The 21037-nt window shown below is 60.8% G+C and carries 23 protein-coding genes; 19 read left to right on the plus strand and 4 right to left on the minus strand.

All coding sequences use genetic code 11. The features are described from left to right. Positions 1-58: 58 nt before the first annotated feature. Positions 59-3931, plus strand: coding sequence for a DNA-directed RNA polymerase subunit beta' (locus BSP239C_RS16700; protein WP_101574491.1), 3873 nt, complete (start codon positions 59-61; stop codon positions 3929-3931). A 394-nt stretch (positions 3932-4325) separates the two neighbouring features. On the opposite strand, the gene BSP239C_RS16705 is transcribed toward BSP239C_RS16700, so the two are convergent. The 4 genes from BSP239C_RS16705 to BSP239C_RS16720 all read right to left on the minus strand — a co-directional run bounded on the left by BSP239C_RS16705 (position 4326) and on the right by BSP239C_RS16720 (position 8905). After that, positions 4326-5351 carry a 6-phosphofructokinase gene (locus BSP239C_RS16705; protein WP_101574492.1) on the minus strand — a complete coding sequence of 342 codons (1026 nt, stop codon included), beginning with the start codon at positions 5349-5351 and terminating at the stop codon, positions 4326-4328. Beyond that, the gene (locus BSP239C_RS16710) at positions 5348-6031 is read right to left on the minus strand and encodes a DUF1707 domain-containing protein (protein WP_101574493.1); all 684 of its coding nucleotides are present in this window, start codon (positions 6029-6031) and stop codon (positions 5348-5350) included. Before BSP239C_RS16710 ends, BSP239C_RS16705 begins: the two co-directional genes overlap by 4 nt. A gap of 109 nt (positions 6032-6140) precedes the next feature. Continuing rightward, complete coding sequence (gene katG / locus BSP239C_RS16715; protein ID WP_101574494.1) at positions 6141-8351, minus strand: catalase/peroxidase HPI; 2211 nt, start codon at positions 8349-8351, stop codon at positions 6141-6143. A 77-nt stretch (positions 8352-8428) separates the two neighbouring features. Beyond that, complete coding sequence (locus BSP239C_RS16720) at positions 8429-8905, minus strand: Fur family transcriptional regulator (protein ID WP_101574536.1); 477 nt, start codon at positions 8903-8905, stop codon at positions 8429-8431. A 476-nt stretch (positions 8906-9381) separates the two neighbouring features. Here BSP239C_RS16720 and rpsL point away from each other — a divergent pair, with 476 nt between their 5' ends. From rpsL to rplE, 18 genes are all read left to right on the plus strand, one after another. Further along, complete coding sequence (gene rpsL / locus BSP239C_RS16725) at positions 9382-9756, plus strand: 30S ribosomal protein S12 (RefSeq protein ID WP_101574495.1); 375 nt, start codon at positions 9382-9384, stop codon at positions 9754-9756. Beyond that, complete coding sequence (gene rpsG, locus BSP239C_RS16730; protein ID WP_009883572.1) at positions 9756-10226, plus strand: 30S ribosomal protein S7; 471 nt, start codon at positions 9756-9758, stop codon at positions 10224-10226. Before rpsL ends, rpsG begins: the two co-directional genes overlap by 1 nt. A 98-nt stretch (positions 10227-10324) precedes the next feature. Then, positions 10325-12430 (plus strand): elongation factor G, encoded by a 2106-nt coding sequence (gene fusA, locus BSP239C_RS16735; RefSeq protein ID WP_101574496.1) that lies wholly within the window; start codon positions 10325-10327, stop codon positions 12428-12430. A gap of 115 nt (positions 12431-12545) precedes the next feature. Beyond that, complete coding sequence (gene tuf / locus BSP239C_RS16740) at positions 12546-13739, plus strand: elongation factor Tu (protein ID WP_101574497.1); 1194 nt, start codon at positions 12546-12548, stop codon at positions 13737-13739. A 482-nt stretch (positions 13740-14221) separates the two neighbouring features. Then, positions 14222-14530, plus strand: a complete 309-nt coding sequence (rpsJ, locus tag BSP239C_RS16745) for a 30S ribosomal protein S10 (protein WP_009379191.1) — start codon at positions 14222-14224, stop codon at positions 14528-14530. 11 nt (positions 14531-14541) lie between these two features. Then, on the plus strand, positions 14542-15216 hold the full coding sequence (gene rplC / locus BSP239C_RS16750; protein WP_096161008.1) for a 50S ribosomal protein L3: 675 nt from the start codon (positions 14542-14544) through the stop codon (positions 15214-15216). A gap of 5 nt (positions 15217-15221) precedes the next feature. Continuing rightward, on the plus strand, positions 15222-15875 hold the full coding sequence (gene rplD, locus BSP239C_RS16755) for a 50S ribosomal protein L4 (RefSeq protein ID WP_101574498.1): 654 nt from the start codon (positions 15222-15224) through the stop codon (positions 15873-15875). Further along, positions 15872-16171: a 50S ribosomal protein L23 gene (gene rplW, locus BSP239C_RS16760; protein WP_009883567.1), complete on the plus strand. Its 300-nt coding sequence runs from the start codon at positions 15872-15874 to the stop codon at positions 16169-16171. The genes rplD and rplW overlap by 4 nt, the downstream gene beginning before the upstream one ends. 30 nt (positions 16172-16201) lie before the next feature. Beyond that, a complete protein-coding gene (rplB, locus tag BSP239C_RS16765) occupies positions 16202-17038 on the plus strand; it encodes a 50S ribosomal protein L2 (protein ID WP_101574499.1) in 837 nt (278 codons plus the stop codon). 15 nt (positions 17039-17053) lie between these two features. Next, positions 17054-17335, plus strand: coding sequence for a 30S ribosomal protein S19 (rpsS, locus tag BSP239C_RS16770; RefSeq protein ID WP_009883565.1), 282 nt, complete (start codon positions 17054-17056; stop codon positions 17333-17335). 43 nt (positions 17336-17378) lie between these two features. Then, positions 17379-17765: a 50S ribosomal protein L22 gene (rplV, locus tag BSP239C_RS16775; protein WP_009883564.1), complete on the plus strand. Its 387-nt coding sequence runs from the start codon at positions 17379-17381 to the stop codon at positions 17763-17765. Then, positions 17765-18586 carry a 30S ribosomal protein S3 gene (gene rpsC, locus BSP239C_RS16780; protein ID WP_101574500.1) on the plus strand — a complete coding sequence of 274 codons (822 nt, stop codon included), beginning with the start codon at positions 17765-17767 and terminating at the stop codon, positions 18584-18586. The genes rplV and rpsC overlap by 1 nt, the downstream gene beginning before the upstream one ends. Before the next feature lie 3 nt (positions 18587-18589). Beyond that, on the plus strand, positions 18590-19006 hold the full coding sequence (rplP, locus tag BSP239C_RS16785; protein ID WP_009883562.1) for a 50S ribosomal protein L16: 417 nt from the start codon (positions 18590-18592) through the stop codon (positions 19004-19006). Positions 19007-19008: 2 nt separating this feature from the next. Then, positions 19009-19260: a 50S ribosomal protein L29 gene (gene rpmC / locus BSP239C_RS16790; RefSeq protein WP_101574501.1), complete on the plus strand. Its 252-nt coding sequence runs from the start codon at positions 19009-19011 to the stop codon at positions 19258-19260. Beyond that, a complete protein-coding gene (gene rpsQ, locus BSP239C_RS16795) occupies positions 19260-19547 on the plus strand; it encodes a 30S ribosomal protein S17 (RefSeq protein ID WP_101574502.1) in 288 nt (95 codons plus the stop codon). Before rpmC ends, rpsQ begins: the two co-directional genes overlap by 1 nt. A 144-nt stretch (positions 19548-19691) precedes the next feature. Next, entirely contained in the window at positions 19692-20060 is a 369-nt protein-coding gene (rplN, locus tag BSP239C_RS16800) for a 50S ribosomal protein L14 (protein ID WP_009883559.1), read from the plus strand. 2 nt (positions 20061-20062) lie between these two features. Next, positions 20063-20431, plus strand: a complete 369-nt coding sequence (gene rplX, locus BSP239C_RS16805) for a 50S ribosomal protein L24 (protein ID WP_009883558.1) — start codon at positions 20063-20065, stop codon at positions 20429-20431. Beyond that, a complete protein-coding gene (rplE, locus tag BSP239C_RS16810; protein WP_096161012.1) occupies positions 20431-21000 on the plus strand; it encodes a 50S ribosomal protein L5 in 570 nt (189 codons plus the stop codon). The genes rplX and rplE overlap by 1 nt, the downstream gene beginning before the upstream one ends. Positions 21001-21037: the final 37 nt, after the last annotated feature.

Consider the following 21037-nt stretch of genomic DNA (forward strand, 5'->3'; position numbering starts at 1 on the left):
TTCAACCGACACAACTTCGCGGTGAACGAGACGTTCACCGCCAGGAAAGAGGATTTACGTGCCTGACGTCAATTTCTTTGATGAGCTACGTATCGGTCTTGCTACCGCGGAATCCATCCGCGGCTGGTCACACGGTGAGGTGAAAAAGCCTGAGACCATCAACTACCGCACACTCAAGCCCGAGAAGGACGGACTCTTCTGCGAGAAGATCTTCGGACCCACTCGCGACTGGGAGTGCGCCTGCGGCAAATACAAGCGTGTCCGCTTCAAGGGCATCATCTGTGAGCGCTGCGGCGTCGAGGTGACCCGCGCCAAGGTTCGCCGTGAGCGCATGGGACACATCGAGCTGGCCGCACCGGTCACTCACATCTGGTACTTCAAGGGCGTTCCTTCGCGCTTGGGCTACCTGCTGGACCTGGCACCGAAGGACCTCGAGAAGGTCATCTACTTCGCTGCCTACATGATCACCTCGGTGGATGAGGATTCTCGTCACCGTGATCTGCCCAGTCTGCAGAACAAGATCGACATCGAAAAGCAGCAGATCGGCACTCGCCGTGACGCCGACATCGACCGTCGTGCCAAGAAGCTCGAAGAGGATCTGGCAGCTCTCGAGGCCGACGGCGGCTCTGCCCCGGCCAAGAAGAAGCTGCGCGATGTCGCCGAGAAGGAAATGGAGAAGCTGCGCAAGAACGCCGACCGCGAGGTCGACCGTCTTGACCAGGTGTGGGACCGGTTCAAGAGCCTCAAGGTCAACGACCTCGAAGGCGACGAGAGCCTGTACCGCGAGATGTTCCACCGTTTCGGTCTGTACTTCACCGGTGCCATGGGCGCCGAGGCGATCCAGAAGCGGCTGCTCGACTTCGACCTCGAGGCCGAATCGGAGAAGCTGCGTGAACTCATCGCCACGGGCAAGGGTCAGCGCAAGACCCGTGCCCTGAAGCGTCTCAAGGTCGTAAACGCGTTCTTGACCACTGATAACAACCCCGAGGGCATGGTCCTCGACGTTGTTCCGGTTGTGCCGCCTGAGCTGCGCCCCATGGTGCAGCTCGACGGTGGACGTTTCGCCACGTCTGACCTCAACGACCTCTATCGTCGTGTGATCAACCGCAACAACCGCCTCAAGCGTCTGCTCGATCTCGGTGCACCCGAGATCATCGTCAACAACGAGAAGCGGATGCTGCAGGAAGCCGTCGACTCGCTGTTCGACAACGGCCGTCGCGGTCGTCCGGTGACCGGACCGGGCAACCGTCCGTTGAAGTCGCTGTCGGACATGCTCAAGGGCAAGCAGGGACGTTTCCGTCAGAACCTCCTGGGCAAGCGTGTGGACTACTCGGGCCGTTCGGTCATCGTGGTCGGTCCGCAGCTGCACCTGCACCAGTGTGGTCTGCCCAAGACCATGGCTCTGGAATTGTTCAAGCCCTTCGTGATGAAGCGCCTGGTCGATCTCAACCATGCGCAGAACATCAAGTCGGCCAAGCGGATGGTCGAACGTCAGCACCCTCAGGTGTGGGACGTGCTCGAAGAGGTCATCACCGAACACCCGGTGCTGCTCAACCGTGCACCGACCCTGCACCGTCTGGGCATCCAGGCGTTCGAACCTCAGCTCATCGAGGGTAAGGCCATCCAGCTGCACCCGCTCGTCTGTTCGGCGTTCAACGCTGACTTCGACGGTGACCAGATGGCAGTCCACCTGCCGCTGAGCCCCGAGGCTCAGGCTGAGGCACGCGTGCTCATGCTCTCCGCCAACAACATCCTCAAGCCTTCGGACGGCAAGCCCGTGACCATGCCCTCACAGGACATGATCATCGGTCTGTACCACCTCACCTCCGAACGCAAGGGACTGGCCGGCGAAGGGCGCTCCTTCTCCGGTCTCGGCGAAGCCATCATGGCCTTCGACCGTGGCGAGCTGGATCTGGGTTCGAACATCACGATCCGCCTTGAGAACGTCGTCCCCGGTGACGATCTCGAGACTCCTGAAGGTTGGGAAGCCGGCGATCCGCTGGACGTGCAGACCACCCTGGGTCGCGCACAGTTCAATGACTACCTGCCTGCTGACTACTCGTTCGTGAACTCCACGATCGACAAGAAGGCACTCAGCCGCATTGTGAACTACCTGGCCGAGGAATACCCCAAAGTCGAGGTCGCACACACCTTGGACAACTTCAAGGCCGGCGGCTTCTACTGGGCAACTCGTTCGGGCATCACTATTTCGATGTCCGATGTGGTCTCACCTGTGGCCAAGCCGGAGATCATCGATCACGCCGAGGCTCTCGATACGAAGGTTCAGCAGCAGTACGAACTCGGTGCGCTCACCGACGACGAACGCCGCAACGAACTGGTCAAGCTCTGGACCGAGACGACCGAGAAGGTCGACCAGGTCATGCGCACGAGCTTCCCAGAGGAGAACTCGGTTATGCGTCTGGTGGAGTCCGGTGCATCCGGTAACTGGATGCAGGTCCGCCAGCTGGCCGGTATGCGTGGCCTGGTGACGAACCCGAAGGGTGAGATCATCCCTCGCCCGATCGTTTCGAACTACCGTGAGGGTCTTTCGGTGCTCGAGTACTTCATCGCCTCGCACGGTGCTCGTAAGGGTCTGGCCGATACCGCTCTGCGTACCGCTGACTCCGGTTACCTGACCCGTCGTCTCGTCGACGTGTCACAGGACGTCATCGTGCGCACCGCTGAAGCCGATTCCAATAAGGGCATCACTCTGCCTGCAGCCGAGCGTGACCACGAGGGCAACCTCGTGCCGCACGAGTATGCAGAGACCAGTCTCTACGGTCGCCTCACGGTCTCAGACGTCTCCGACGCCGATGGCAATGTCATCGTCCCGGCGAAGACCGACGTGACCGCAGACACGATCGATACGCTGGTCGCAGCCGGAATTGAAGAGCTCAAGGTTCACTCCGTGCTCACCGCAGATTCCGATACGCAGATCTCGGCCATGCATTACGGCCGTTCGATGGCCACCGGAAAGCTCGTCGACATCGGCGAAGCCATCGGTACCGTCGCTGCCCAGTCGATCGGTGAGCCGGGAACCCAGCTCACCATGCGTACCTTCCACACGGGTGGTGCGGCGGCTGCTACGGGTGACATCACCCAGGGTCTGCCGCGTGTGACCGAGCTCTTCGAAGCTCGCACACCGAAGGGCTTTGCTCCCATCGCCGAGGCGACCGGACGTGTCAAGGTCGATGACAGCCGCAAGACCCGCTTCGTCGTCATCACCCCCGATGACGGTGGCGAAGAGATCGAGCACGCAGTGTCCAAGCGTGCCCGTCTCCTCGTTGAGGACGGACAGAACGTCAAGGCCGGCGAACAGCTGGTCGTCGGTGCTGTCGATCCCAAGCAGGTGCTGCGCATCCGTGGTCGTCGTGAAGCTGAGCGGTTCCTCGTCGAGCAGGTGCAGAAGGTGTACCGCTCGCAGGGCGTGGGCATCCACGACAAGCACATCGAGGTCATCGTCCGGCAGATGCTGCGTCGCGTGACCGTGATCGAGTCGGGCGACACGAACCTGCTGCCCGGCGAGCTGGTCGACCGTGGTCGCTACCAGGGCGAGAACCGCCGTGTGGTTGCCGAAGGCGGCCAGCCGGCATCGGCTCGTGACGAGCTCATGGGTATCACGAAGGCCTCTCTGGCCACCGATTCGTGGCTGTCCGCCGCGTCCTTCCAGGAGACGACACGCGTCCTCACCGAGGCCGCTATGGAAGGCAAGTCGGACACACTGCTCGGACTCAAGGAGAACGTCATCCTCGGTAAGCTCATCCCTGCGGGCACCGGCCTGCAGACACACCGCGACATCGTGGTGGAGCCGACGGAGGAGGCGAAGGCCGAGATGTTCACGAACAGCTACGGCGACTTCTACGCAGGCATCGGCTCCGATTCCGGATCCGCCATCCCGCTGGAAGACTACGACTACGGTGCGTTCAGCTGAAGCTGAACGCATGAGGCTGAGGCCCGCCGCGGAGTCCTAAGACTCCGGCCAGGAGGCCTCAGCCAGCAGTCACAGCAAGAGGGGCACCCGCCAACTGGCGGGTGCCCCTCTTCGCCTATTCACGTGCAGAAGGTTTACTGGGCGGCACATTTCCCTCATGAATCACGCGCAGAGAGAACGCGCTGCCCTAAGTCTGACTGCCGTGGGTCCCTCCCGAACGCCGTCGGGTGGCTCCCGAACGGCGTGGTCGCCTCCAGACCGGCGGTTCGTGCCAACGGTTGGTAAGTCTGCTTCGAGAATCTTCTTCGATTCGCGACAGACTTACCAACCGTTGCTGATTCGAGGCGAACCGTCCGTGAAGGCGTGCATGAAGGCGTCCGTGCAGGACGGGTCTTCAGCCGAAGAGGACCTGAGCCTCTTCCCAGCGCTGAAGCGGGACCGACTTGAGACGGTCGACGGCCGATGCCATATCGACCGAGTGGATCTCCGTGCCCCTGAGGCTCGCCATCTTGCCCCAGTCGCCGCTCTGAGCAAGGTCCGCCGCGGCCATCCCCAGCCGGGTCGATAGGACCCGGTCATAGGCGGTGGGGGAGCCCCCTCGCTGCAGATGACCGAGGATGGTGGCACGCGATTCGATTCCCGTGATCTCTTCGATCTTCGGAGCCAGGAAATCCGCAATCCCGCCGAGGCGGGTCCGTCCTTTGTTGTCGACACCGCGATCGGACACCTGCTCGTCGAGCCCCTCGGGAATGAAGCCCTCGGCCACGACGACGATCGGGGCACGGCCGCGGTCCCTGGCCGATGTCACCCATTCCTCGATCTGGTCGAAGGAGACGGGAAACTCCGGCATGAGGATAGCGTGAGCGCCACCGGCCATTCCCGCATGCAGTGCGATCCATCCGACGTTGCGGCCCATGACCTCGATGACCATGCATCGATGATGGGACTCCGCCGTTGTGCGGAGCCGATCGATGGACTCGGTCGCGATGGCCTGGGCGGAGTCGAAGCCGAAGGTGTAGTCGGTGCCGCTGAGATCGTTGTCGATGGTCTTAGGGACTCCGATGATGTTGAGTCCCTCCTCGGTCACGAGTCGAGAGGCGCCTGCCAGTGTGCCTTCGCCGCCGATCGCAATGATGGCGTCAATGTCGTGGGAGGCCATGACCTCGCGCATCCGATTCGGTCCGCCGCCCTCGTACGGGTGGGTGCGGGAGGTGCCGAGGATGGTGCCGCCTCGTCCTGAGAGTCCACGGACGTCGAGCATCGTCATGTCGAACATGTCGTCTTCGAGCAGGCCGCGCCAACCGTCGCGGATTCCGACAAACGTATCCTCGTGGGAGCGGATGCCCTTGCGGACGATTCCGCGGATGACCGCGTTGAGTCCGGGGCAGTCGCCGCCGGAGGTGAGTACACCTATCTTCATTCGAGTTGCCCCTGATCCTTTGCTCGGTAGCCTTTGGCCAAATGCACGTCATGGCCGGCCATGAAGGAGACTCCTTTGAGAATGAGCGTCCCGTTGGATCCGTCGCCTTTGGCGGAGCCGCGGATCTCATTTCCGGCCATGATGTTGATCGTATCGTCGCGGATGCGCACACCTGGCGGCACGTAGATGTCGTGGCCTGCCATCATAGAATACGACGTCAGCGACACGGTGACTCCCGGTCCCATGACGTCGCACAGGTCGATGTTGTCGCCGCCCATGAGTGAGTAGGTCGTCACCTCGGCCGTGCCTGCTGGCACATCGAGTTCGCGCCCGGACATGATCGCCACCGAGTTCATCGGCTCCGCTGTGCCCGGTTCCGCCATCGGAGCCAGCGAGGTGGGCCCGTCGCTGCGGGCGAGTGATGTCCCCGCGGTCGTTCCGCCGGTCTGCCGCTGCAGGGACCGGTAGAGGTCATGACCTTCGGGGAGATCGTGGATGAGCGGCATCAGTTCGTCGAGGTACTTCGCCGAAATCGCCTCATCCTGGCGTTCGGCGGTCTCGTCCGGGTCGAGCCGACCGTTGCTGACCGCGTCGGTGATGACTCCGAGAACGGCGTCGCGGTCCTTGTCAGAGGCTCGGATGCGGGGCGCTGGCGAGTGCGGGGAATCGTCTGTGACCATGGTGACCAGTGTAGCGGGGGACGCATATCGCGAGACACGACTGTGCCCCCGCCGCATTGGCAGGGGCACAGTCATGAGCGCTCAGAACACTCGGCGGAGGAGGTCTCCGTCAGCGGTGCAGGTCGAAGCGGTCTGCTTCGACGAGCTTGCTCCAGGCCTTGACGAAGTCGTTGACGAACTTCTCCTGGGCATCATCGGAGGCGTACACCTCGGCGATGGCGCGCAGTTCGGAATTGGCACCGAAGAGCAGATCGATCCGGCTGCCGGTCCACAGCTTCTCTCCTGCGGGGGAGAAGCACTCGTAGACGTTGGCGGACTCGGACGGCCCGACCGGTTTCCAGACGTTGCCCAGCTCGAGCAGGTTGACGAAGAAGTCGTTCGTCAGCTCGCCCGGACGGTCGGTGAAGACACCGAGTTCGGAATCCTGGTAGTTCGCGCCGAGGACGCGCAGCCCACCGATGAGCACGGTCATCTCCGAGGGAGTCAGACCGAGCAGGCTGGCCCTGTCCAGAAGGAGGAACTCGGCCGACAGGGGCAGATCCTCTGTCAGATAGTTACGGAATCCGTCGTGTGTCGGCTCCAGGTACGAGAACGAATCGACATCGGTCTGCTCCTGGGTCGCGTCACCGCGGCCGGTCGTGACCGGAACGCTGACATCATGGCCTGCGGCCTTCGCCGCGGTTTCGATGCCGACGCCGCCAGCGATCGCCAGGACATCGGCGAACGTTGCTCCGGTGTCCGCTGCGATGCGTTCGAGGACTGTGATGACCTCGGCCAGCTTCGCGGGCTCGTTGACTTCCCAGCTCTTCTGCGGTTCGAGGCGCAGGCGTCCGCCGTTGACTCCGCCGCGGAAGTCGGAGACACGGTGGGATGATGCTGCGGCCCAGGTGGTTGAGACGAGCTGGGAGACGCTCAGTCCGGATTCGCGCACTGCAGCCTTGACGGCCTCGAGCTGGCTCGCATCGAGCGGTGTGCCGGCCGGGACCGGGTCCTGCCAGATGAGCTCTTCGCTGGGGACCTCGGGTCCGAGATAGCGAGTGGAGGGGCCCATGTCACGGTGAGTGAGCTTGAACCAGGCGCGGGCGAAGGCATCCTCGAAGGCCTTCTGGTCGTCCTTGAAGCGGCGCGAGATCTCACCATAGATGGGATCGAAACGCAACGAAAGGTCGGTTGTGAGCATGCGGGGCTCACGGCGTCCGTCGCCCTGAGCCATCGGAACCATGTCATCGCCGCCGCCGTCGACTGGGCGCCACTGCAGATGTCCGCCTTCGTTCTCGAAGACCTCCCATTCGTAGGCGAAGAGGATGTGGAAGAACTCGTTGTCCCACCGGGTGGGGTGGTAGGTCCACGTGACCTCGATGCCGCTGCCGACGGTGTCATTGCCCTGGCCGGTGCCGAAATCGGACTTCCAGCCCAGGCCCTGCTCCTCGATCGGTGCGGCTTCCGGATCTCCGCCCTTGTGCGACTCGGGTGCTGCGCCGTGGGTCTTGCCGAAGGTGTGTCCACCTGCGATGAGAGCGACTGTCTCCTCGTCGTTCATGGCCATGCGACCGAAGGTCTCGCGGATGTCGATGGCTGCGGCCAGCGGATCCGGCTTGCCCTCTGGGCCCTCAGGGTTGACGTAGATGAGGCCCATGGTCGTTGCCGCCAGCGGCTTCTGCAGTTCGCGGTTGCCCACATAGCGCTTGTCAGTGCCCAGCCATTCGGTCTCGGAGCCCCAGTAGACGTCATTGTCGGGTTCCCACACGTCCTTGCGGCCACCGGCGTAGCCGAAAGTCTTGAAGCCCATGGACTCGAGACCTACGTTTCCGGCGAGAATGAATAGATCAGCCCAGGAGATCTTCTTGCCGTACTTCTTCTTGACCGGCCAGAGCAGACGACGTGCCTTGTCGAGACCCACGTTGTCGGGCCAGGAATTCAGAGGTGCAAAACGCTGCTGCCCTTCGCCGCCGCCGCCGCGTCCGTCCTGGACTCGGTAGGTGCCGGCGGAGTGCCAGGCCATGCGGATCATGAACGGGCCGTAGTGACCGAAATCGGCTGACCACCAGTCGGCGTTCGTCTTCTGCAGCTCTTCGATATCGGCCTTGAGCGCGTAGTAGTCGAGGCTGGCGAACTCGGCGTCGTAGTCGAAGCCTTCGTCCATCGGGTCGCGGGCAGGCTGGTTCTTGGCCAAGATCTTGAGGTTGAGGCGATTCGGCCACCAATGCGAATTGGCATCGCCCTGGCTGGGATCGACCAGCGAGTCGGCATCGGGCGTCGTCGCCGCTGCCGAGGTGGTGTGGGCGACTGGACAGCCGCCGGCGGTGGAAGTATCGGTCATAATATTCCTTTCACTTTCGAGTCCCGTCAGGACCCGGTTGAAGACAAAGGTGTGGCTTTGTCATTGGGTGGATCGGCTCAGACCGCCGAGGCGGGTTCGGTGCTGCCCGAAGGCGCTGCAGACACAGCGCAGTCAGGACAAAGACCCCAGAACGTGACTTCGGCCTGTTCGACGACGAATCCAGCGTCGAGTGAAGGGGTCAAGCAGGGGGCCTGCCCGACCGCACAGTCGACGTCGACGATGAGGTTGCACGAGCGGCACACGAGGTGGTGATGATTGTCCCCGATGCGTCTCTCGTAACGGGCCACGGACCCGGACGGCTGAATGCACCGCACGAGTCCGACTTCGGTGAGTGTGTGCAGCGAGTCGTACACTGCCTGATGCGATACCTCGGGGAGGTTCTCCCGGACGGCGCGGATGACGGTCTCGGTGTCTGCATGCTGGTGGTCGCACACAGCCGCGAGAACCGCGACTCTCTGTTTCGTCACGCGAAGGGAACTCTCCCGCAGTGCAGCGGTCGGTTCCCATTCGTGCCTATCCTTGTTCTCAGCCACAGCAACAGCTTGCCGCCTTTTCTTGAATGAGTCAAGGAAGCGACAGTCCATCGGACGCCGTGATCGCCGGTCAGCGGCCTCGTATTTCGGTCCGTGAAGATGCCCGAGCCGGAGGAGTGGCGGTTGTGTCGTGAAGCGCACAGGCGCTGGTTTTGACCAGATGCCCGCGACCACGATATTCTAGGATGCGACTGATTGTGTTTCCTGCGTTCGCGAATGATCATGCCGGATGTTTTGTGAGATCCGGACCGCTGTGTGAATTCGTCAGAAGCAGGCCGCCGACGTGTCATTCTGCATAGGTTGTGTGTCATTGCGACACACCCGAGTGCAGGGTTCACTGCGTCGCGCGAATACTGGCATCGGGCGTGAAGCTTCACCCGGTGTTCAGTCGGATATGTCCCACGGTTCACAAATATGGCTGATGCCATGGCCAGTGTGGGAATTAGGTTTATCGAGAAGCAAATGGAGAACGCTTAGTGCCGACAATCCAGCAGCTCGTCCGCAAGGGACGACATGTCAATTCAGCAGGATCCGACGCTCCTGCTCTGAAGAGCAGCCCGCAGCGTCGTGGAGTGTGCACCCGTGTGTACACCACTACACCTAAGAAGCCGAACTCGGCTCTTCGCAAGGTCGCTCGTGTCAAGCTTTCGAGCCAGATCGAAGTGACTGCCTACATCCCAGGCGAAGGACACAACCTGCAGGAGCACTCGATCGTGCTCGTGCGCGGTGGTCGTGTCAAGGACCTGCCAGGTGTGCGCTACCGAATCGTTCGCGGTTCGCTTGACACCCAGGGTGTCAAGGGCCGCCAGCAGGCACGCAGCAAGTACGGTGCGAAGAGGGAGAAGAAGTAATGCCACGTAAAGGTCCTGCACCCAAGCGACCGATCGTCATTGACCCGGTCTTCAGTTCGCCGATCGTCACGCAGTTGATCAACAAGATCCTGCTCGATGGAAAGCGTTCGACCGCTGAGCGCATCGTCTACGGTGCACTTGAAGGTACCCGTGAGAAGAACGGCAATGACCCAGTTGTCAACCTGAAGAAGGCTCTCGACAACATTCGCCCATCCCTCGAGGTTCGCTCTCGCCGTGTCGGCGGCGCAACCTACCAGGTTCCGGTCGATGTTCGTCCGGTTCGTTCGACGACTTTGGCACTGCGCTGGCTCGTAGCTTATTCCCGCCAGCGTCGTGAGAAGACGATGACCGAACGCCTCATGAATGAGATTCTCGATGCGAGCAACGGCCTCGGCGCTGCTGTGAAGCGTCGCGAAGACACCCACAAGATGGCCGAGTCCAACAAGGCCTTCGCCCACTACCGCTGGTAATCGTTCCTCCCCGGACACTTGGCTGGCAGGCGTCATGCGGCGCCTGCCGGCCAGGCAGCGGGGGAGTCGATCACATCATCGAGTGAGAGAGAGACACCGTGGCACTTGACGTGCTCACCGACCTGAACAAGGTCCGCAACATCGGCATCATGGCCCACATCGATGCCGGCAAGACCACCACAACCGAACGCATCCTTTACTACACCGGTGTGAACTACAAGATCGGCGAGACCCACGACGGTGCCTCGACGATGGACTGGATGGATCAGGAGCAGGAACGCGGCATCACGATCACGTCGGCTGCCACCACCTGCTACTGGCACGACAACCAGATCAACATCATCGACACCCCGGGCCACGTCGACTTCACCGTCGAGGTTGAGCGCTCACTGCGCGTCCTCGATGGCGCCGTCGCCGTCTTCGATGGCAAGGAAGGCGTTGAGCCGCAGTCCGAGACCGTGTGGCGTCAGGCTGACAAGTACGACGTGCCTCGCGTGTGCTTCGTCAACAAGATGGACAAGCTCGGTGCTGACTTCTACTTCACCATCGACACCATCCGGGAACGTCTCGGAGCCAAGCCGCTGGTCATTCAGCTGCCGATCGGTTCCGAGTCGGACTTCGCCGGAGTCGTCGACCTTCTTGAGATGAAGGCCTACATCTGGCCTGATGAGTCCAAGAAGGGTCAGGACATGACCGAGATCGAAATCCCAGAGGATCTCAAGGACAAGGCCGTGGAATACCGCGCCAAGCTCGTCGAGGATGTTGCTGAAGCAACCGACGAACTCATGGAGAAGTACCTTGAGGGCGAAGAGATTTCGATCTCTGAGATCAAGGACGGCATCCGTTCGCTCGTCGTCAACTCGACAGCTTTCCCTGTCATGTGTGGTTCGGCTTACAAGAACAAGGGCGTCCAGCCCATGCTCAATGCCGTCATCGACTACCTCCCTTCGCCTCTCGAAGTTCCTCCCATGGTCGGAGAGAACCCTCGTGATGAAGACGAGAAGCTTACTCGCAAGCCTTCCGTCGACGAGCCTTTCTCGGCTCTGGCGTTCAAGGTGGCTACCCACCCGTTCTTCGGCACGCTGACGTACGTTCGCGTGTATTCGGGCCAGGTCAAGTCGGGTGAGCAGGTTCTCAACTCCACGAGTGGTAAGAAGGAGCGCGTGGGCAAGCTCTTCCAGATGCACTCCAACAAGGAGAACCCTGTCGAAGAGGCCATTGCCGGTCACATCTATGCGTTCATCGGTCTCAAGGAGACAACCACCGGTGACACGCTCTGTGACTCCAGTCACCCGATCGCTCTCGAATCGATGACATTCCCTGAGCCGGTTATCTCTGTGGCGATTGAGCCCAAGACCAAGAGCGACCAGGAGAAGCTGTCAGCAGCCATCCAGAAGTTCGTCAGGGAAGACCCGACATACCGGGTTGAACTGGACGTGGAGACAGGTCAGACTGTCATCCGCGGAATGGGCGAGCTTCACCTCGACATCCTCGTTGACCGTATGCGCCGCGAGTTCAAGGTCGAGGCGAACGTCGGCAAGCCGCAGGTCGCCTACCGTGAAACCATTCGTCGCACTGTCGAGAAGTACGATTACACCCACAAGAAGCAGACGGGTGGATCGGGACAGTTCGCGAAGGTCCAGGTCACCTTCGAACCCCTCGAGGTCGAAGGCGATACGATTTACGAATTCGAGAATGCTGTCACGGGCGGTCGTATTCCGCGCGAGTACATTCCGAGCGTCGACGCCGGTATCCAGGACGCCATGCAGCTTGGTGTCCTCGCCGGTTATCCGATGGTGGGCGTCAAAGCCACACTCATCGACGGCGCCTTCCACGATGTCGACTCTTCGGAGATGGCATTCAAGATCGCCGGCTCGATGGTCTTCAAGGAGGCCGTTCAGAAGGCGAAGCCGGTTCTGCTGGAACCGGTCATGGACGTCGAGGTGCGTACCCCAGAGGAATACATGGGTGACGTCATCGGCGACCTCAATTCCCGACGTGGCCAGATCCAGTCGATGGACGATGCTTCCGGTGTGAAGGTCGTCAAGGCTGTGGTCCCGTTGTCGGAGATGTTCGGTTACATCGGTGATCTGCGGTCGAAGACCCAGGGCCGTGCGGTGTACTCGATGACTTTCTCCAGCTATGCGGAGGTCCCCAAGGCAGTTGCTGAGGAGATCGTCCAGAAGATGCGTGGCGGAGAGTAATCTCCGGTCCCCGGTCGCCACGGTGAGCAAGAACATGCTCACCGAAATGAAAGATAACCAACAAAGGTCTAAGATATGAACCGCATATCTTTTGCCAACCACGAGGAGGAACCCAGTGGCAAAGGCTAGTTTCGATAGGACTAAGCCGCACGTCAACATTGGCACCATCGGCCACGTTGACCACGGAAAGACCACCTTGACCGCCGCAATCACCAAGGTGTTGGCGGACAAGTACCCAGATCTCAATGAGGCTCGCGCCTTCGACCAGGTGGATAACGCACCTGAGGAGAAGGAGCGCGGCATCACGATCAACGTCTCGCACGTTGAATACCAGACCGAGAAGCGTCACTACGCTCACGTCGATGCCCCTGGTCACGCCGACTACATCAAGAACATGATTACCGGTGCTGCTCAGATGGACGGCGCAATCCTCGTGGTTGCCGCTACCGACGGTCCGATGCCGCAGACTCGCGAGCACGTTCTGCTCGCCCGTCAGGTTGGCGTGCCTTACATCGTTGTCGCACTGAACAAGTCCGACATGGTTGATGACGAGGAGCTCATTGAGCTCGTCGACTTCGAGGTCCGCGATCTGCTCTCGAGCCAGGACTTCGACGGCGACAACGCTCCCGTCATTCCTGTTTCCGCTCTCAAGGCGCTGGAAGGCGACGAGAAGTGGGTCAAGAGTGTCGAGACCCTCATGGAAGCCGTTGATGACAACGTTCCTGAGCCAGAGCGCGACATCGATAAGCCATTCCTCATGCCCGTCGAGGACGTCTTCACGATCACCGGTCGTGGAACCGTCGTCACCGGTCGTGTGGAGCGCGGCGTCCTGCTGCCTAACGATGACATCGAAATCGTCGGCATCAAGGAGAAGTCGTCCAAGACGACCGTCACCGCAATCGAGATGTTCCGCAAGACTCTGCCTGACGCACGTGCAGGTGAGAACGTCGGACTGCTCCTGCGCGGAACGAAGCGCGAAGATGTTGAGCGCGGACAGGTTATTGTGAAGCCTGGTTCGATCACGCCTCACACCAACTTTGAAGGCCAGGTCTACATTCTGAGCAAGGACGAGGGTGGACGTCACAACCCGTTCTACTCGAACTACCGTCCTCAGTTCTACTTCCGCACCACGGACGTCACCGGTGTCATCACGCTGCCTGAGGGCACCGAGATGGTCATGCCTGGTGACAACACCGACATGACGGTCGAGCTGATCCAGCCGATCGCTATGGAAGAGGGCCTCCGCTTCGCTATCCGCGAAGGTGGACGTACCGTCGGCGCTGGTCGAGTCACCAAGATCACCGCCTGATACATCTCGATCGCTGAGGCTTCGGCCTCGATATCGGGGCTTCGGCCTCGAGTGATTGGCGCAGAACCCCGGTCCGCAAGGGCCGGGGTTCAGTGTATTCACCGCCGGGAACTGCTCAGGCGCCCACAACGGCTGGACATGAAATGCCTCACAAGGGCCTTCCCTGGAATTGCGCCGATGAAGCGCTATATGACAAGATAGTGAAGTTGCGTTTTGGACGTTGACCCCTGCACTGCGGTAGCAATACCGCGAACAGTCCGGAACACTATCGGATCGATGAATCTGCGTGAAAGCGGGTTCGGACCGAGCAGCCAATGAGTAAAAGCGCCGTCGGCCCTTCAGGAGAATTGGAAAATTCTCCGACAGGATTAGCCGACACGCCCGACCTCGGGGGTCGGTCATGGTCAGCCGGCACAGACCACAGACGATTTTGATCGACTGCTGGTTGATGGCCGGAAGTAACTAAAGAAAGAGACGACGCCATGGCGGGACAGAAAATCCGCATTCGGCTCAAGTCGTACGACCATGCTGTGATTGACAGTGCTGCACGAAAGATCGTGGACACCGTCACTCGCGCAGGTGCGACTGTTGTGGGCCCCGTGCCGTTGCCAACGGAGAAGAACGTGTACTGCGTCATCCGTTCGCCACACAAGTACAAGGACAGCCGTGAGCATTTCGAAATGCGCACGCACAAGCGTCTGATCGACATCGTCGATCCGACGCCGAAGGCAGTCGACTCGCTGATGCGTCTCGACCTCGCTGACGACGTCAACATCGAGATCAAGCTCTAAGGGAGGCAAACATGGCGAACAATCGTTCATCAGCTCTCCCTACCACCCGCAAGGTCAAGGGCCTTCTGGGAACCAAGCTGGGCATGACCCAGGTTTGGGATGAGCAGAACAATCTCGTACCGGTGACCGTAGTGGCCGCCGGCAGCAACGTCGTGACGCAGATCCGCAATGAGGAAACCGACGGTTACCCCGCACTGCAGATCGCGTTCGGCGAGATCGATCCTCGCAAGGTCAACAAGCCCACTGCAGGCCACTTCGAGAAGGCCGGCGTGACACCACGCCGTCACCTTGTCGAGCTGCGCACCGCAGATGCTGCTGACTACGCACTGGGTCAGGAGCTCGGAGTCGACACGTTCGACGCCGGGATCAAGGTCGACGTGACCGCAAAGACCAAGGGTAAGGGAACCGCCGGTGTCATGAAGCGTCATGGCTTCGCTGGCGTCGGTGCCTCCCACGGACAGCACCGCAACCACCGTAAGCCGGGTTCAATCGGCGGAGCCGCGACTCCCGGTCGCGTGTTCAAGGGTATGCGCATGGCTGGCCGTATGGGTGCAGTCAAGCACACCACCCAGAACCTCACGATCCACGCCGTGGACACCGAGAACAACTTCCTGCTTATCAAGGGGGCCGTACCTGGTCCCAAGGGTGCAGTCGTTCTCGTTCGCTCGGCCGCTAAGGAGGGCTGAACGTTATGACTGATGTCAAGACAGTTGACGTTGTCGATGCCGCTGGTGCGAAGACCGGATCCGTTGAGCTGCCTGCCGAGATCTTCGGCGTGCAGACCAATGTGCCGTTGATCCACCAGGTTGTTGTCGCACAGCTGGCAGCAGCCCGTCAGGGTACACACAAGACAAAGACCCGCTCCGAAGTACGCGGTGGCGGTCGCAAGCCCTACCGCCAGAAGGGTACCGGTAACGCTCGTCAGGGCTCGATCCGTGCTCCTCAGTACAACGGTGGTGGAGTCGTGCACGGGCCGGTTCCTCGCGATTACTCGCAGCGGACCCCCAAGAAGATGAAGGCTGCTGCACTGCGCGGCGCCCTCTCTGATCGTGCACGTCTCGATCAGGTCTTCGTTGTGAAGAACCTGATCACCGGCGAAGCACCGTCGACCAAGCAGGCGAAGCTCGCTCTCGCAGGCCTCTCCGATCGCAAGAACACCCTCGTGGTGCTCAACCGTGACGATGAGCTCACCGAGCGCAGCGTTCGCAACCTGCCTCACGTTCACGTGCTCACCTCCGATCAGCTCAACACATACGATGTGCTGATCGCAGATGACATCGTGTTCACCGAGTCAGCGCTGGAGACCTTCCTGGGCGGATACCGCAAATCGGAGGACGCATCATGAGTCTGAACTTCAAGGACCCACGCGACATCATCGTCGCTCCGGTCGTCTCGGAAAAGACCTACAGCCTGATGGACGAAGGAAAGTACACCTTCATCGTCGATCAGGGGTCGAACAAGACTGAGATCAAGAATGCCATTGAATCGATCTTCAATGTGCAGGTTGCCAAGGTCAACACCCTGAATCGCCAGGGTAAGCGCCGCCGCACTCGTACCGGTTGGGGGAAGCGCAAGGACACCAAGCGTGCCATTGTCGCCCTCAAGGACGGTTCGATCGACATCTTCGGTGGATCGCTCTAAGCGATTCTTCGTAGAAGAAGGACAAGACTCATGGGAATCCGTAAGCACAAGCCGACGACCCCGGGCCGTCGTGGCTCATCGGTCGCCGACTTCGTCGAAGTGACCCGGTCTACACCGGAGAAGTCACTTCTGCGCCCGCTGCCTAAGCGCGGTGGCCGTAACAGCCAGGGACGCGTGACCACTCGCCATCAGGGCGGCGGCCACAAGCGTCAGTACCGTGTCATCGACTTCCGCCGCCATGACAAAGATGGCGTACCCGCGAAGGTCGCACACATCGAATATGACCCGAACCGCACTGCGCGGATCGCTCTTCTGCATTATGCAGATGGCGAGAAGCGCTACATCCTCGCCCCGCAGAACCTCAAGCAGGGCACACAGGTTGAAGCTGGTCTGGGCGCAGACATCAAGCCGGGCAACAACCTTGCCCTGCGCAACGTCCCAGTCGGCACCGTTCTGCACGCAGTTGAAATGCGTCCAGGCGGCGGTGCCAAGATCGCTCGCTCTGCCGGTTCGTCCGTGCAGCTCGTAGCGAAGTACGGCCGGTTCGCTCAGCTGCGGATGCCTTCTGGCGAAATCCGCAATGTTGATGCGCGCTGCCGTGCGACGATCGGCGAGGTCGGCAATGCCGAGCAGTCGAACATCAGCTGGGGCAAGGCAGGCCGCATGCGTTGGAAGGGCAAGCGCCCATCCGTCCGTGGTGTCGTCATGAACCCGGTCGACCACCCACACGGTGGTGGCGAGGGCAAGACTTCGGGTGGACGTCACCCAGTCAGCCCGTGGGGTCAGCTAGAAGGCCGCACACGCCGGCCGAACAAAGAGAGCGACAAGTACATCGTGCGCCGTCGCCGGACCGGCAAGAAGCGCTGATTGGAGTACTGACTTATGCCTCGTAGCCTCAAAAAGGGTCCTTTCGTCGATGAACACCTGTACCAGAAGGTGGCTCGTCAGAACGAGAAGAACTCTAAAAACGTAATCAAGACATGGTCTCGTCGCTCGATGATCATCCCGGACTTTCTGGGACACACCATCGCAGTACATGACGGTCGCAAGCATGTTCCAGTCTTCATCACTGAAGCCATGGTCGGACATAAGCTTGGCGAGTTCGCACAGACACGGACGTTCCGTGGCCACGAAAAGGACGATCGCAAGGGTCGCCGCCGCTGACGCGGGGGCACTCTTACGATCCTAGACAAGAGAGAAGGAAGCGATGGAAGCCAAGGCTAAGGCGCGTTACCTGCGCGTCACGCCTCGCAAGGCTCGGCGCGTCATCGACCTCATTCGTGGTCAGCAGGCGACCGAAGCACTTGCAGTGTTGAAGTTTGCAGAACAGTCGGCATCAGATCCGATTTACAAGCTCGTTGCCTCAGGTATCGCCAATGCGCGTACCCGGGCTGACGAGGAGGGCATTGCGTTCGACGAGAACGAACTGGTCATCTCTGAAGCATTTGTGGACGAGGGACCAACCATGAAGCGGTTCCGCCCGCGAGCACAGGGTCGCGCTTTTCGCATCGAGAAGCGCACAAGCCACGTTTCAGTGGTCCTGGCCAGCGGTGACGACCTGCCTCAGCGCAAGAGCCGGAAGGGGAACCGTTAATGGGCCAGAAAATCAATCCGAACGGATTCCGACTCGGAATCACCACGGATCACAAGTCAAAGTGGTTTGCTGACTCGACTAAACCGGGACAGCGCTACAGCGACTACGTGCTCGAAGATGTGAAGATCCGACAGATGATGACCAAGGGCCTTGAGCGCGCTGGCATCTCCAAGGTGAACATCGAACGCACACGTGACCGTGTCCGAGTCGACATCCACACTGCCCGTCCGGGCATTGTCATTGGACGTCGTGGAGCCGAAGCCGATCGCATTCGCGGTCAGCTTGAAAAGCTCACCGGCAAGCAGATTCAGCTCAACATCCTTGAGGTGAAGAACGCTGAGATCGACGCGCAGCTCGTTGCTCAGGGAGTTGCCGAGCAGCTCGCAAGCCGCGTGGCCTTCCGCCGCGCGATGCGCAAGTCGATCCAGAGCGCTCAGCGTGCAGGTGCCAAGGGCATCCGCGTGCAGTGCTCCGGCCGCCTCGGCGGTGCCGAAATGAGCCGTTCCGAGTTCTACCGCGAGGGTCGTGTGCCTCTGCACACCCTGCGTGCGAACATCGATTACGGTTTCCACGAAGCACACACCACCTTTGGTCGCATCGGCGTCAAGGTGTGGATCTACAAGGGCGACATGACCGACAAGGAGCTTGCTGCCGAGCAGGCGAAGGCTCCAGCTGCTCGTGGCCCTCGTGGCCGTGGGCGTGGTCGTGGAGGCCGTGGCCGCGGTCAGGAAGGTGCAGCAGCACCGCGTCGTAACGACGCAGCGCCGAAGACCGAGAACAATGCCGAGGCCCCCGCGGCTGAGGCCGGATCGGAGGGCTGACACATGCTGATCCCTCGTCGGGTTAAATACCGCAAGCAGCACCACCCCAAGCGGGGCGGCGCAGCTAAGGGCGGCACCAAGGTGTCGTTCGGTGACTACGGCATCCAGGCCACAGAGCCTGCCTACATCACCAACCGGCAGATCGAGGCCGCACGTATTGCCATGACGCGCTACATCAAGCGTGGTGGCAAGGTGTGGATCAACATCTACCCAGATCGACCACTGACGAAGAAGCCTGCCGAGACCCGCATGGGTTCCGGTAAGGGTTCGCCGGAGTGGTGGGTCGCCAATGTCAAGCCGGGTCGGGTCATGTTTGAACTCGCCGGTGTGTCCGAGGAAGTTGCACGTGAGGCGCTGCGCCTCGCGATCCACAAGCTTCCGCTGAAGGCCCGTATTGTGGCCCGCGAAGGTGGTGAGTGAGTATGGCAATCGGTTCCAAGAACCTTTCCATGGACGCACTTGACGGTTATGACAACGAGCGTCTGCTCGAGGAGCTCAAGAAGGCTAAGGCCGAGCTGTTCAACCTGCGCTTCCAGTCGGCCACCGGCCAGCTGGAGAGCCACGGTCGGCTCAAGGCCGTGCGTCGCGACATCGCTCGTATCTACACCGTGCTCAACGAGCGGGAAATGGACATTCGTTCGAACCCCGCTGCTGCTAAGGAAGAGGACAAGTGATGGCGGAGACCACCAAGCCCGAGGCAACGCCTGCGGACCGTAACTCCCGCAAGACCGCGCGTGGTTACGTTGTTTCCGACAAGATGGAGAAGACCATCGTCGTTGAGGTGGAGGAGCGCAAGACGCACCGCCTGTACGGCAAGGTTCTTCGCCAGTCGGTGAAGTACAAGGTTCACGATGAGGAGAACGCCGCTGGTGTCGGCGACCTCGTCCTCGTGTCCGAAACGCGGCCGGTTTCGTCCGCGAAGCGTTGGCGGCTCGTCGAAATCATCGAACGCGCCAAGTAAGCTGACGCCACCCCTCCCACCCGGTCCCGCCCACGGTCTCCAGCAGATCGTGGGCGGCTACCGGGAACGGGGTGAAATGTCATTAATCCGTTCCGCAAGGCTCATCCAATCGGGTGAGAACCGGCGCGACGACAGGAGAAAATAGTGATTCAGCAAGAGTCGCGACTCAAGGTCGCCGACAACACTGGTGCCAAGCAGATCCTGGCAATCAGGATTCTGGGTGGTTCCGGTCGGCGTTATGCCTCGATCGGTGACACCATCGTGGCAACCGTCAAAGACGCAATTCCTGGTGGCAACGTGAAGAAGGGTGACGTCGTCAAGGCTGTCATCGTTCGGACCGCCAAGGAGCGCCGTCGTCCCGATGGTTCGTACATCAAGTTCGACGAGAATGCAGCAGTCATTCTCAAGACTGATGGCGAACCACGCGGAACCCGTATCTTCGGACCCGTGGGACGCGAATTGCGTGATAAGAAGTTCATGAAGATCGTCTCCCTGGCACCGGAGGTGTTGTGAGCATGGCGAACAAGCTCAAGATCAAGAAGGGCGACCTCGTCCAGGTGATTGCAGGCGCCCGTCAGTCACGGGGTGGCGATCGTGGGAAGCAGGGCAAGGTTCTTGCCGTGTACCCGGAACGCAACCGCGTCCTCGTTGAGGGCATCAACCGCGTGATCAAGCATAAGAAGGCAACGCAGACTCAGGCCGGTGGCACCGCCGGCGGCCGCGAGACTCACGAAGCCCCAATCCACGTGTCCAACGTGGCGCTCGTTGATCCTAAGGACAACAAGCCCACCCGCGTCGGATACCGCGAGGAAACTGTGGAACGCGATGGTCGCAACAAGACCGTTCGTGTCCGCGTCTCGCGTCGCACCGGGGAGGAGATCTGATGACGGAAACAACAACGAGCCGTCCAGCGCCACGCCTCAAGCAGGTTTACCGCGATGACATCGTGGCCAAGCTGCAGGACGAGTTCAACTACGCAAACCCCATGCAGGTTCCCGGTCTGACCAAGGTCGTCGTGAACATGGGTGTGGGTGACGCAGCACGCGATTCGAAGCTGATCGAAGGCGCAATCAACGATTTGACTCTGATCACCGGTCAGAAGCCGATCGTGACTCGGGCGCGGAAGTCCATCGCCCAGTTCAAGTTGCGCGAGGGTCAGCCCATTGGAGCCCACGTCACCATGCGTGGCGCCCGTATGTGGGAATTCGTCGACCGTGTCATCTCACTGGCTCTTCCGCGTATCCGCGACTTCCGCGGCCTCTCGGATCGTCAGTTCGACGGGAACGGTAACTACACCTTCGGTCTCACGGAGCAGTCAATGTTCCACGAGATCGATCAGGACCGGATCGACCGCGTCCGAGGTATGGATATCACAGTTGTGACTACAGCGAACACCGACGACGAGGGACGTGCACTTCTGCGCCACCTCGGGTTCCCGTTCAAGACCAAATAATCGCTACGTTGCAGGTCCAAGCGCGCACTGCGCGGGC

It is taken from the genome of Brevibacterium sp. 239c, assembly GCF_900169365.1.
Taxonomy (GTDB): domain Bacteria; phylum Actinomycetota; class Actinomycetes; order Actinomycetales; family Brevibacteriaceae; genus Brevibacterium.